Below are 12,085 nucleotides of genomic sequence, written 5' to 3' on the forward strand. Positions count from 1 at the left end.
AAGTGTATAGCGTCACATCAGAGATGCCAGTATCTCTTACCAGCTGGGAAACCGGCACATTGTTAGGCGGCATCATCTTCTGAATGATTGACTCTTTAAACTCTTCTGAATAGCGGGCCATTGATTACTCACTGACCGCCCCCCTGTTTAAGTTTTAAATTCAGCAGAGGCGACACCTATGCTGACACAGGGGGGAATGCATACTGGGCTGACCAGTGAGAAATAAATCATTTCTTCCATGTTTTGGAAGGGTTCTGCAACTTTTTTATGTACGAAGGTTCGATATGCATTCCCACGGAGGACCGTGGGAACGAGTAATGCCCAACTAAATGTGATTCCTATCCGAGTTTAAAACTTATAACTCACAGCAAAGTAATGGCTTGCACCACTGGATTTAGTATTTTTAGTGCCAAACAAGTCGCCATTATCTTTTATCAGATAAGTGTTTGAGTAGAGTTTAAGTCCATAGCCAAGTGCAAATTTATCGAAGTGCCAATAAAGACCATTGAACATTTGTCCGCCATTGCTTTTGAAGTTTTTATCATAATGTACGGAGTCTTTATTTGAACTGGTTTTGCCACCGAACTGATAGTCAAGATAACCTTGATAGGCGATGAATGAGCCATTGTCAAAGTGAACAAACGGAGTAAACCAGTTGGTCGTTACCTGATAGCCGTTCCAATCTTTGTAATTGAAATCGTACATGGCGTAGAGATTGAAACCCATCAGGCCAAACCAGGGAACCTGCATGTCTGTACCAATGCCCCAGAATGAGGTGTTGGTATCTTCAGAGGCTAGCGCAATATCGTTACCTGCTATGTCCTTTCCAAAATTAGTGGCTCCTCCACCGCCCCAATTAAACAAGGTTGCAAAGTAGATATCTTTCACCGGCCCCCATGGCAGGCTGTCAAAAAGACCGGCAACCGAAAACCTGGGGTTAAGCTTCATAAACATTTTCGACTTACCGTATTTATCACTGCTTTCCTGGTTGGCAAGATTAAATACATCAACATAACCGTACAATTGCAAAAAGCCTGAGCGCCCACCAAATTCCAGCTCAAAATAGTCATGCCCATCATGTTTCTCATGATCTTGGCGAGGCAGCTCTTTATAGGCATACATCAAGTTAAGGTTCATCCACATAAAATCATTGTTGGGCGGACTGCCATCATTGAAATCCGTTGCTCTGGCAACACCTGAACCAAGCGCGAGGCTAAGTACGAGTATCGTCGTATAAAAAGAAGGGTAGGCGGTGGCTCTCATGATCAGCCTCCAAATTGAAGGGAAGGATCATAAGTATAGAAAAGATAGGAACAAACGCAGGGGAATTACAGCGTTCCCCACAACGTTTCAAAAATAATCTGCTGAGCTGCTGCAATCTCAGGTGATTCCAAAACGACAGCAACAGGGTAGTCTCTGGATCCGAGAGAGATCATCGCTACCTTAGGCGGATAGATTGCAATATAGCTGGCATCCATACGACCTTTTGCATCTATCCACTTGCGTTCAGAAAGTTGCGCATCTTCACCGCCATCACCAATAGCAATTACCCGAACATTGATGTTCTTGCGAATGCGCTGCTGAGTGTAGTTAGGAAAAGGGCGATAGAGATGTTGCCGGATCAACTTTGAAGAAAATACACAATAGGTTTTTTCTGGCTGTTGGGCGACGGTATTGAGAATATCCTTTAGAACAAACTCAATGCCACTGTCGCCTTCATAAAAGCGAACATTACCGGCATTAAAATCCGGCTTCAGGTGGTTTAACTGGGGAATCAGCCGGTGCTTCATCTCTTCAATGGTGGCGTCCAGTGCCTGACGTTTATCTTCTGCCAGATCCAGTAGCTTCTCCGGGGGCTCTGCCGAAAAGATACGACGTTTTCCCTTCGGAAAATAACTGACGACGCCTTTATCCGCCAGACCTTTCAATGTGTCATAGGTGGTGCCGCGATTAATGTTCGCCTGACTGGCGATATCACGAATAGAAGCCGAACCTAGCTTCAAAAGCGCCAGATAAATGCTGATTTCCCGCTGATCGAGCCCCAGGTTTTCCAGAACATCAAGATTCATAAGCACATTGCCATTATTTATAAAGCCCATTAAATCAGCAGGCTAATCCTATAAAATTGGCTTTTTTTAATTGTTTGTCAATTATTTTATGACAAATAGGGTTGTCTTTTAGTGTGCTGAAGATACCCTTATAAAGATACTCCGGTCATTGCTTACCCCTGTGAGCAATACACAACAGGCTCAGTGTACTGACAACTAACACCAGCCACGTGATGCTTTAATTATGCCGGATAACCAATACTGGTTTTGGTAACTCCCATCGGATACTCATTCCTCGGCAACTGACTGATCAGAATGGCTATTCATTGAGTTACCAGAAGCGCAACATACCGAAGAAAGTGCTCAATCTGGCACTTTATAAAGAGGCTACGATGAGAGCTGATATCGTCATTCTGGCGGCTGGGCAAGGCAGCCGCATGAAGTCAAATCTGCCTAAAGTGCTGCATACCATTGCCGGTAAACCCATGCTGGAACATGTCATTCTGGCGGCTCAGAACACCCAGAGCATGGTTGGTGAAGGTAAAATTCATGTGGTGGTTGGTCACGGTGCGGATCAGGTAAAAGCAGCGCTAGGTCATTACGACCTGAACTGGGTTCATCAGGATCAACAGTTGGGGACAGGTCATGCGGTTCAGCAGGCACTGCCCGGCTGTGAAGGTGCCGATGTGGTGTTGGTGCTTTATGGTGATGTGCCTTTGATCGAGCCTGCTTCCCTGATTTCTCTGCTTAACACCAGCAATATAGGCAGCCTGGGGTTACTGACTATTAATCTGGCTAATCCATCAGGCTATGGTCGTATTATTCGCGATGAGTCCAACCATATTCTGGCCATCGTTGAAGAAAAAGATGCAACGCCTGAGCAGCAGGCAGTCAGTGAAATTAACACCGGCATTATGGCTATTCCTGGCAACAAGGTTAGCAATTGGATAAGCAGCCTGAAGAATAACAATGCTCAGGGTGAGTTTTACCTGACGGATGTTGTGGCAATGGCTGTTGAGCAGAATGTTTCTGTTATTAATACTCAACCACAGAGTCGGATTGAAGTTGAAGGCGTCAATAGTCGTATACAACAAATGGAATTAGAACGCGCTCTTCAGGAAAAACTGGCGACGGATCTGATGATTAATGGCGTCACTGTCGTAGATCCAAAGCGTCTGGACATCCGTGGTGAAGTAAAAGCGGGTCACGATATTACTCTGGATATTAACGTTGTGCTGGAAGGCAATGTTGTACTGGGTGATAACGTCATTATCGAACCGGGCTGCATCATCCGCAACTCAGTGGTAGGTGCTGGCGCCATTATCAAAGCGAACTCTATTCTAGAAGATGCGGTGGTTGCAGCACAGTGTGAAGTGGGACCATTTGCTCGCCTTCGCCCGGGTGCAGAGCTGCAGGAAAAGGCCCGTGTGGGTAACTTTGTTGAAATCAAAAAATCCATTATTGGCAAAGGCAGCAAGGTAAACCACCTGAGCTATGTTGGTGATGCTGAATTAGGCGACAACGTTAATGTAGGTGCGGGTACCATCACCTGTAACTACGATGGCGTGAATAAATTCAAAACAGTGATCGGTGATGGCGCCTTTATTGGCAGTAACAGTGCCTTGGTCGCGCCGGTCACCATTGGCCGCGGTGCCACCAGTGGTGCAGGTTCTACCATCACCCGTGATATTCCAGATGAGCAGCTTGGCGTTGCTCGCGGGCGACAGCGCAATCTCGATGGCTGGCAGCGTCCGGTTAAAAAGCATTAATTGATTATTGAATTAGTAAAAGGTTAACACTATGTGTGGGATTGTCGGTGCCGTAGCGCAAAGGGATGTGGCTGAAATATTATTAGAAGGCCTTCGTCGTCTTGAGTATCGAGGTTATGACTCTGCCGGCCTTGCGGTCGTTAATAACAGTGATGAGCTGCATCGTGTACGCCGTATTGGCAAGGTTGCAGAATTGACGGATGCCGTTTCCCAGAGCCCTGTTCATGGCGGCACTGGCATTGCTCATACCCGCTGGGCGACTCACGGTGAACCCAGTGAACGCAATGCACACCCACACGTTTCGGGTGATCGTTTCGTTGTGGTGCACAATGGCATCATCGAAAATCACGAAACCCTGAGAGCTTTATTGCAGAACGAAGGCTTTGAGTTCACTTCGGGTACGGATACAGAAGTCATTGTTCACTTAGTAAACCACGAACAACAGAAAGGCGGCACACTGTTGGAAGCTGTTCAGCGCACAGTAACACAGCTAGAAGGCGCTTATGGCATGGTGGTGATGGATCGAACGGATTCAGACCGACTGATTGTTGCCCGCTCTGGCAGCCCGCTGGTGATTGGTCTGGGTCTTGGTGAAAACTTCATAGCCTCTGATCAACTGGCACTGTTCCCGGTCACCCGTCGTTTTATGTATCTGGAAGAAGGTGATGTTGCAGAAGTGACTCGTACCGACGTTACGGTTCTTGATAACAACGGTCATCCGGTAGAGCGTGAGGCGAGAGACAGTGAGATTGAGCACGATGCCGGTGATAAAGGTCAATATCGCCACTACATGCTCAAAGAGATTCATGAGCAGCCAGAAGCGCTCACAAATACGCTGGAAGGTCGTCTGGGTGAACATCAGGTGAATCTGAGTGTTCTGGGTAAAGAAGGGCAGGAACTGCTGAATCGTACCCGTGCCGTTCAAATTGTTGCCTGTGGCACCAGCTATAACTCAGCAATGGTCGCACGGTACTGGTTTGAAGAGTTGGCAGGCATCCCGTGTCGTGTAGAAATCGCCTCTGAATTCCGTTATCGGAAATTCTTTGTGCCAGAAGACTGCTTGTTCATCACGCTTTCTCAATCCGGTGAAACTGCCGATACCCTGGCGGCGCTTAAACTGGCTAAAGAGCTGGGCTACATGGCTACCCTGGCGATTTGTAACGTACCCGGTTCATCCATGGTGCGTGAATCTGATATGGCTTTAATGACCCATGCCGGCGCAGAGATTGGTGTGGCTTCCACCAAAGCATTTACCACTCAGCTGGCAAATCTGCTGCTGCTGGTGACTGCCGTAGGTCGCCATACGGGCATGACGGCAGAACAAGAGGCATCTGTCGTATCAGCACTAAAGGCACTGCCACAGATTCTGAAAAGCACGCTATCCATGAGCGATGATATTGAGAAGATGGCAGAAGCGTTTGCGGACAAACATCACAGTCTGTTCCTTGGCCGTGGCTCTCAGTACCCTATTGCCATGGAAGGTGCGCTAAAGCTCAAGGAAATCTCTTACATTCACGCAGAAGCCTATGCCGCCGGTGAACTCAAGCATGGCCCGTTGGCGCTGATCGACAATGACATGCCTGTCATCGTGGTTGCCCCCAACAATGATCTGCTGGAAAAACTGAAATCCAATATGGAAGAAGTTCGTGCGAGAGGTGGTCAGCTGTTTGTGTTTGCCGATCGAAATGCCAGCTTGAAAAATGGCGAAGGTGTTCAGGTTCTCCCGGTAGAAGCATCACCAGAAATTATTGCGCCGATTGTTTACACGGTTCCTCTACAACTTCTGTCGTATTATGTGGCAGTGATTAAAGGGACGGATGTGGATCAGCCGCGAAATCTGGCGAAATCGGTGACTGTCGAATAATTTCGAAGGCTGCGAGCTGAAAAAACGGGTAAAGTTTGGTAAAGGTTCAGAAGAGTTGATAATGTTTTCGGTAGATAAACTCTCCGATCACTTTGTCGTGAACTTCTTCTGATCTTGAGCAGATAGACCGGCTACAAACCTTAAAGAGCAACGCGACATGCTCCTCCCCAAACTCATCTCCGGCCAAATCCAGCTGTAAAGGACGACACCATGAAAGCCACGGAAACACGACTTTTCAAGTTTTTGCAGAAGTCTGCCCAGTTTATTATTCCCATCTACCAGCGCCAATACAGCTGGACGGCTGCCCAGTGTGAACAGCTATGGAACGATATCTATCGAGCGGGTGCTACCAACCTTGAAGGGCACTTTATCGGTTCGGTCGTGTATGTAGAGCGCAGCCTCTATAGTCATAGCGATGTACCACAGCTGCTGGTGATTGATGGTCAGCAGCGTCTGACTTCTACCAGCCTGCTGATTGCTGCGCTCTCCCACGAGATCGACCGTCGCAACAAGAGTGCCGAACAGAAGGTGATCATTGAAGGCACTAATCCGAAGAAGCTGAAAAACTATTATCTCTGCAATGCAGAGGAAGATGGAGAGCTCTATTACAAACTGGTTCTCACCAAGAGTGATAATGAGGCTCTTCACCAGATTGTCGATGGCAAAACAGCGTTCAAAGAGGAAACTTCTCACCGAGTGGAGAGAAACTATCTTAACTTTGCCGATAAGCTGGCCAGACTGAGCGAGGAAGAGCTTGGGCTTATCTACAAAGGGCTTCAGAAGCTGATTATTGTTGATATCGCTCTGGATAAGGACAAAGACGATCCTCAGCTAATTTTCGAGAGCCTGAACTCAACCGGTCTGGCGCTCAGTCAGGCAGATCTCATTCGTAACTATGTGTTGATGAAACAGGATATCAAGGAGCAGAAACGCCTCTACGAAGACTACTGGTTCCCCATGGAGAAAAACTTTGGGCATGGGGAACACAGCTGGCGGTTTAATGCTTTTATGCGTGACTTTCTCACCATAAAAACAGGCAGTACACCCCGGCAGGATGCCGTGTATGAGGGCTTTAAGGCCTACGTGTTGCACAGTACTGAGAGCATTCAGGATATTGTGGCCGATGTTTACCGCTATTCCTCCTACTATGTGGCTTTTGTTCTGGGTACGGAAGAAGAACCCTCACTGAAGCGGGCGTTCAAAGATTTAAACGCCTACAAAATAGATGTAGCTTACCCACTGGTTCTTGAGATGTATAACGACTACGACCACAAGGTACTCAAGCTGGAGGAGTTTGTGGAATGTGTTCGTTATATTGAAAGCTATGCCTTCCGCCGCCTGGTGTGCTGGATTCCAACCAATTCCATGAATAAAACCTTTGCCCGTTTCAGCAAAGATTTAAAGAAAGACCGCTATGTAGAGAGTTTCAAGGCCGCGTTCCTGTTGTTGACAGGCAATCGTCGTATGCCATTGGATGACGAGTTCAAACGCTCCCTGGAAACCAAGGATATGTACAATATTCGGAGCAAGTCCTACTGGTTGCGGCGGTTGGAAAACTATAAGCGCAAAGAGCCGGTTCAGGTGACCGATTACACCATTGAACATGTGATGCCGCAAAACCCGGAGCTATCCCAAAAATGGCGGGATGAGCTCGGCGAGAACTGGCAGGACGTTCACGACACCTATCTGCACACTCTGGGCAACCTGACCCTGACAGGCTACAACTCAGAGCTGAGTGATAAACCATTCCATGAGAAACAAACGATAGAAGGCGGTTTTGCTGACAGCCCGTTGCGGCTGAACAAGTATCTGGCAAAGTGCCCTACCTGGAATGAGGCTGCAATTCTGGAGCGAGCGAAAGAACTTAGCGATACCATGGTGAAAGTCTGGCCCTGCCCTGAGTTGGATGAAGAAACTCTTGTGTCCTATCGACAGCCAGAAGTGAAATCTGCTTACAGCCTTGAAGACCACCCTTACCTCAACAAAGAGCCAATGAAGTCCCTTTACCAGAAATTCAAAACTCAGGTAATGGAACTGGATGAAGAGGTAACGGAGGAGTTTCTGAAGAAGTACGTCGCGTTCAAGCTGGACACCAATTTTGTTGATGTTGTACCCCAGGCATCCGGCCTGCGCCTGTCTTTGAATATGAAGTTTGACCAGCTGGTTGACCCGCAGAACCGCTGTAAAGATATTAGCAATCTCGGGCGCTGGGGGAATGGTGAAGTTGAGGTCAAACTGTCAGATGTTTCTGAGCTGGATTATGTGATGGAGCTGGTTCAGCAGGCTTTGGATTTGCAGGTTGGGGAAGGCTAAAATAGTCTGATTTCATTTGGGCGCATTGGTAAATTTCTTATGCGGCCAAACTGTGAGAGCATGTCGTAATAGCTCTTGCCAAAGATATTTAGGAGACAGAAATGTCAGCCAGTCAGGACGAGGAAAACACCATTTTACTGGAAGAAGAACAGTTTGAATCTGAGGGTGAGGATAACGATTCCAACCCCGATAATCAGATGCAACCATTCAATCCCAGCGAGATTGATATAGCTGTCTCTCCCGTTTCTATGGATAGCTTAATTGAGCGTATAGAGCATGAAGAGATAGATCTGAATACTGATTTTCAGCGCCGTGCTGACCTTTGGTCTCCTAACAAGATGAGTCGTTTGATTGAATCAATATTGATCAGATTGCCTCTACCCGCTTTTTATTTTGATGCCAGTGATGAAGATAAGTGGCTGGTTGTTGATGGATTGCAGCGACTTTCTGCTATACGAAGATTTGTAATAGATAAAGAGAAGCCACTGAGATTGCATGGGCTGGAATTTCTGTCTAAGGAACTCAAAGGTAAGACCTATGATGAATTACCTCGCGTTTACAAGCGACGTCTGAAGGAGTGTCAGGTCACGACTTATCAAATTAGACCAACTACACCAACAGAAGTTAAATACAGTATTTTCCAGCGCATCAACACGGGTGGGCTGACTCTGAACAACCAGGAAATACGGCATGCAATGGCTAAGCCAAGAGAGCGGGATTTTCTGAAAAAATGTGCAGAAAACCAACATCTCATTATGACAATGGGCGACCAGTCCCGCCGCATGAGTGACCAGGAGCATGTGCTAAGATTCTTTGCTTTTTTTCAACACGACTTCCAAACCAGTAAAAAGAACATTACAGCATTTCTTGATGACATGCTGGAAGAGATCAAACAGAAAACCGATGCAGAATTGGCAAGCATGAAGTGCCTGTTTGACACTGCAATTGAGCGCTGCAACCGTTTGCTGGGAGATGATGCTTTCTTGAAAATACTTGATGGATCTCAAAAACAGAAGCGAAAAAGCAGCACTCTGTTTGAGGTTTGGTCTGTTTGCCTTGGACGATATGAGCCTGAGGAGTTTGCCATACTGGAGTCCAGCAGGGATGTAGTTAAAGCCCGTAATCGCGAATTACTTAAAGATGATACAGAGTTCTTCAATGCTATTACTTACAGCACCCAGAAAGTTGAGAATGTGAGGATACGGCATGAGCGAGTAAAAAACTTACTTGATCAGATTTTGAGGGAGAACAGTGATGCTTGAATATTTGCATGTCAAAAACTTTAAAACACTGTTGACCGGTGGGTTTCCATTATCTCATCTGAACATCTGTTCTGGTCTAAACGGCATGGGAAAATCCTCTCTCATACAAACACTGCTGCTATTGCGGCAGTCCTATGAGAGGAATGTTCTCTTTTCAAAAGGACTATTGCTTAAAGGCGATTATGCGTCTCTCGGAACAGGGCGAGATGTTCTCTCCCAAGAGAGCGAAGAAGAAGCCATATACTTTACGGTTAAGTGGTCTGAGCGGGAAGATGCTGCAGCTTTTGTGTTTGATTATGCTGCGAAGTCTGACTTGCTACCCGTACAAAGTGAAATATCGGTAGATAAGCCTGATGAGCTGAGCCTTTTTAATCAAAATTTTCAATACCTCAGTGCTGACAGGGTCGCCCCCAAAAGTCACCATGAACTCTCTGAGTTTCACATTAATGAGCTGAATTCTCTAGGCAACCAAGGGGAATATACTGTTCATTACATCGCTGACCATGCTGACCAGCCTCTTGAAAATAAAGCCCTTATTCACCCCTCTGCCGGTTCTAATGATTTGCTGGCCAACATTGATGCCTGGATGTCTGGAATCGCACCTGGGCTCAAGGTCAAAACTGAAGCTTTGCCACAATACAACTCCGCGACCCTGAGCTTTGCCTTTGTACAGGGAAATGAGACAACTAATGAGTTTAAACCTCAGAACGTAGGCTTTGGTTTGAGCTATGTACTTCCGGTGGTTACCAGTATTTTACGAGCCAGACTGGGTGACTTGCTAATTATTGAGAACCCTGAGTCCCATTTGCATCCTGCAGGCCAGGCAGTCATGGGACGGTTATGTACGTTGGCTGCACAATCAGGTATTCAGCTAATAGTAGAGTCCCATTCTGATCACTTCCTGAATGGCGTCCGTGTTGCCATCAAAGAAGGTCTTGCCCCAAAAGAAGCTGTGAGCTTGTTTTTCCTTGAGCGAGAACATGAGGGGAGTGAGCACGCATCGCACATTCGAAAACCAAAGATTGATGATCTGGGCCGTATTGATGAGTGGCCAAATGGTTTCTTTGATGAGTGGGATAAACAGTTGGATAGGCTTCTATAAATAAGGTGTTGTATGAGCCAGGTATTGGTTTTTAACCACCATTCTCTCCCGTTTGACAGTCAATCCAGTGCCAGGGCAGCAATACCAGAGTTTATCCGGGTGACGCTACACTGCAGGGGTTATGGCTATAACCTGATGCTACTTGATGAGAGCATGGACCCAAACTGGTTTCAGGTGCAGTTGGCTCCAAGTTATGCTTGGAGAAACTGGTATGACGAAGCTGTTTCCGACAGTAATTTGAGAGAGGTTGTACAAGCTTTCCGCAGTCTGCAAACCAGACAACCTTTATTAACGGAGGTTGATCTCAAAAAGATTGGCTACTGCAGAGAGGTTGGGTTGAAAGGCGAGTCAGCTGGTCTATCAGCGCTTCTTGCGAGCCATTTTTATAACTCTTTTTTAATCAGTCTCCCAAGTTCTGAAAAATGGATGAATAGTGAGCTTCAAGCCTGGGTGCTGAATATAGACGAGAACGAGGATGATTTTTCTGAGACTGAGGTGAGTCTTGGCAATATTTTTTCATATGAGTCTTTGGTATTCCACAAGGGGGCACTGGAAAATCGTAGGACAGAACAGCTGGCAACGGGCAAAGAACTTTGGAGTAAGCGCAGAGAATTCTTTGATAGCTTAGAGTTCATCGATGACTTCGGGGCTCAGCTGAGGACCTGGGGACATAGAGCAGACATTCTCAGTAAAGTCAGAGAAACCCTCTTGTGTATGAATGACTTTGCCCGCAGATGGAAAGCAGGAGAATTTACTGACTATCAGCATGAGCATCTTGCCACCTGTGGCCTTTCCGCAAAAGTGAGTGGTGAGTCACCATCAGTAAACAACGATCCCAGAAAAAGAAAGGAACGCGAGTTCTGGTTACCTAAAGGCGTGAAAGTGAATTGCCAGAACCATGTGACACTGCCCGATGGTTATAGGCTTCATTTTTACCCGGAGTCATCTGAAAAGACTATCTATGTAGCTTATTTGGGGGCACACCTTCCGCTTTAGGCATTCCTTTAGAATGGATAAATAGTTGTAAAAAATATTACTCAGGTCTCGAAAATATGCATCCCCGGCAAGGATAGAATGAGGATGTCGTATTAATCTCCTGGAACCCAAGGATGACCTACACCGAAGACCTTCTTGTAGAGCAATCAGCCATCAACCTCTTTGAATCCATGAATTGGGAGACAGCTGTCTGCTGGGATGAGGTTTTTGGTGATGAAGGTACATTTGGTCGAGACAATCGTACTGATGTCATCCTGTTCAGCAGGCTCCAGAAAGCCCTGAAAAAGGTAATTCTTCATCACTAATGTTGGTAAAAGTGAGACGTGATTGATCACACAGATTTGTGATTGTTTTCACCACCATAGGTCACTGGGTGATACATTGATGAGTACACCACGTTCACTAGGCTCTACGGAATGGAGCCATAAGAGAGATAATTATGGATGATTTAGCCTACTTGGGGTATATCGCGGCCTTCTGCACAACCTATTCATTTGTGCCTCAGGTGTTGCATATTCTGAAAACAAAAGACACCCGGTCAATTTCTTTGGGGATGTATTCCATTTTTGTTACAGGTGTTTTTTTCTGGCTGATTTACGGGATTACACTGGACGAAGCCCCGATTATCATTGCTAATCTGATTACTCTGATTCTGTCGAGTATGATTCTGATTTTGAAGGTCAGAGATATTATGCGGGCAAGGCAAGTCGATAATGTGTAAATAAAATGAC

Annotated in this window: 10 protein-coding genes; 8 read left to right on the plus strand and 2 right to left on the minus strand. The window is 46.3% G+C overall.

The window, feature by feature from the left end; all coding sequences use genetic code 11:
• Window positions 1-348: 348 nt before the first annotated feature.
• The gene (locus AKL11_RS11360; protein WP_067517483.1) at window positions 349-1,263 is read right to left on the minus strand and encodes a nucleoside-specific channel-forming Tsx family protein; all 915 of its coding nucleotides are present in this window, start codon (window positions 1,261-1,263) and stop codon (window positions 349-351) included.
• 65 nt (window positions 1,264-1,328) lie between these two features.
• Window positions 1,329-2,069, minus strand: coding sequence for a TrmB family transcriptional regulator (locus AKL11_RS11365; RefSeq protein ID WP_067518429.1), 741 nt, complete (start codon window positions 2,067-2,069; stop codon window positions 1,329-1,331).
• 371 nt (window positions 2,070-2,440) lie between these two features.
• On the opposite strand from AKL11_RS11365, the gene glmU reads away from it, so the two are divergent.
• From glmU to AKL11_RS11405, 8 genes are all read left to right on the plus strand, one after another.
• Entirely contained in the window at window positions 2,441-3,817 is a 1,377-nt protein-coding gene (glmU, locus tag AKL11_RS11370) for a bifunctional UDP-N-acetylglucosamine diphosphorylase/glucosamine-1-phosphate N-acetyltransferase GlmU (RefSeq protein ID WP_067518431.1), read from the plus strand.
• 31 nt (window positions 3,818-3,848) lie between these two features.
• Entirely contained in the window at window positions 3,849-5,681 is a 1,833-nt protein-coding gene (gene glmS, locus AKL11_RS11375) for a glutamine--fructose-6-phosphate transaminase (isomerizing) (RefSeq protein ID WP_067517484.1), read from the plus strand.
• Window positions 5,682-5,891: 210 nt separating this feature from the next.
• Window positions 5,892-7,994, plus strand: a complete 2,103-nt coding sequence (locus tag AKL11_RS11380) for a DUF262 and DUF1524 domain-containing protein (RefSeq protein WP_067517486.1) — start codon at window positions 5,892-5,894, stop codon at window positions 7,992-7,994.
• 101 nt (window positions 7,995-8,095) lie between these two features.
• Entirely contained in the window at window positions 8,096-9,256 is a 1,161-nt protein-coding gene (locus tag AKL11_RS11385) for a DUF262 domain-containing protein (protein ID WP_067517488.1), read from the plus strand.
• Window positions 9,249-10,358 carry an AAA family ATPase gene (locus AKL11_RS11390; protein ID WP_067517490.1) on the plus strand — a complete coding sequence of 370 codons (1,110 nt, stop codon included), beginning with the start codon at window positions 9,249-9,251 and terminating at the stop codon, window positions 10,356-10,358. The genes AKL11_RS11385 and AKL11_RS11390 overlap by 8 nt, the downstream gene beginning before the upstream one ends.
• A 336-nt stretch (window positions 10,359-10,694) precedes the next feature.
• The gene (locus AKL11_RS11395; RefSeq protein ID WP_172807276.1) at window positions 10,695-11,354 is read left to right on the plus strand and encodes a hypothetical protein; all 660 of its coding nucleotides are present in this window, start codon (window positions 10,695-10,697) and stop codon (window positions 11,352-11,354) included.
• 113 nt (window positions 11,355-11,467) lie between these two features.
• Window positions 11,468-11,659, plus strand: a complete 192-nt coding sequence (locus AKL11_RS11400) for a hypothetical protein (protein ID WP_067517492.1) — start codon at window positions 11,468-11,470, stop codon at window positions 11,657-11,659.
• A 134-nt stretch (window positions 11,660-11,793) separates the two neighbouring features.
• Window positions 11,794-12,075 (plus strand): SemiSWEET transporter, encoded by a 282-nt coding sequence (locus tag AKL11_RS11405; RefSeq protein ID WP_067517493.1) that lies wholly within the window; start codon window positions 11,794-11,796, stop codon window positions 12,073-12,075.
• The last annotated feature ends 10 nt before the right edge of the window (window positions 12,076-12,085 follow it).

The sequence above is a fragment of the Endozoicomonas ascidiicola genome, from assembly GCF_001646945.1.
Classification (GTDB): Bacteria; Pseudomonadota; Gammaproteobacteria; order Pseudomonadales; family Endozoicomonadaceae; genus Endozoicomonas; species Endozoicomonas ascidiicola.

Excerpts from the sequence above, each read along its gene's own strand:
- AKL11_RS11360 (WP_067517483.1), bottom strand. The coding sequence starts at position 1,263 with ATGAGAGCCACCGCCTACCCTTCTTTTTATACGACGATACTCGTACTT.
- AKL11_RS11365 (WP_067518429.1), bottom strand. The coding sequence starts at position 2,069 with ATGAATCTTGATGTTCTGGAAAACCTGGGGCTCGATCAGCGGGAAATC.
- glmU (WP_067518431.1), top strand. The coding sequence starts at position 2,441 with ATGAGAGCTGATATCGTCATTCTGGCGGCTGGGCAAGGCAGCCGCATG.
- glmS (WP_067517484.1), top strand. The coding sequence starts at position 3,849 with ATGTGTGGGATTGTCGGTGCCGTAGCGCAAAGGGATGTGGCTGAAATA.
- AKL11_RS11380 (WP_067517486.1), top strand. The coding sequence starts at position 5,892 with ATGAAAGCCACGGAAACACGACTTTTCAAGTTTTTGCAGAAGTCTGCC.
- AKL11_RS11385 (WP_067517488.1), top strand. The coding sequence starts at position 8,096 with ATGTCAGCCAGTCAGGACGAGGAAAACACCATTTTACTGGAAGAAGAA.
- AKL11_RS11390 (WP_067517490.1), top strand. The coding sequence starts at position 9,249 with ATGCTTGAATATTTGCATGTCAAAAACTTTAAAACACTGTTGACCGGT.
- AKL11_RS11400 (WP_067517492.1), top strand. The coding sequence starts at position 11,468 with ATGACCTACACCGAAGACCTTCTTGTAGAGCAATCAGCCATCAACCTC.
- AKL11_RS11405 (WP_067517493.1), top strand. The coding sequence starts at position 11,794 with ATGGATGATTTAGCCTACTTGGGGTATATCGCGGCCTTCTGCACAACC.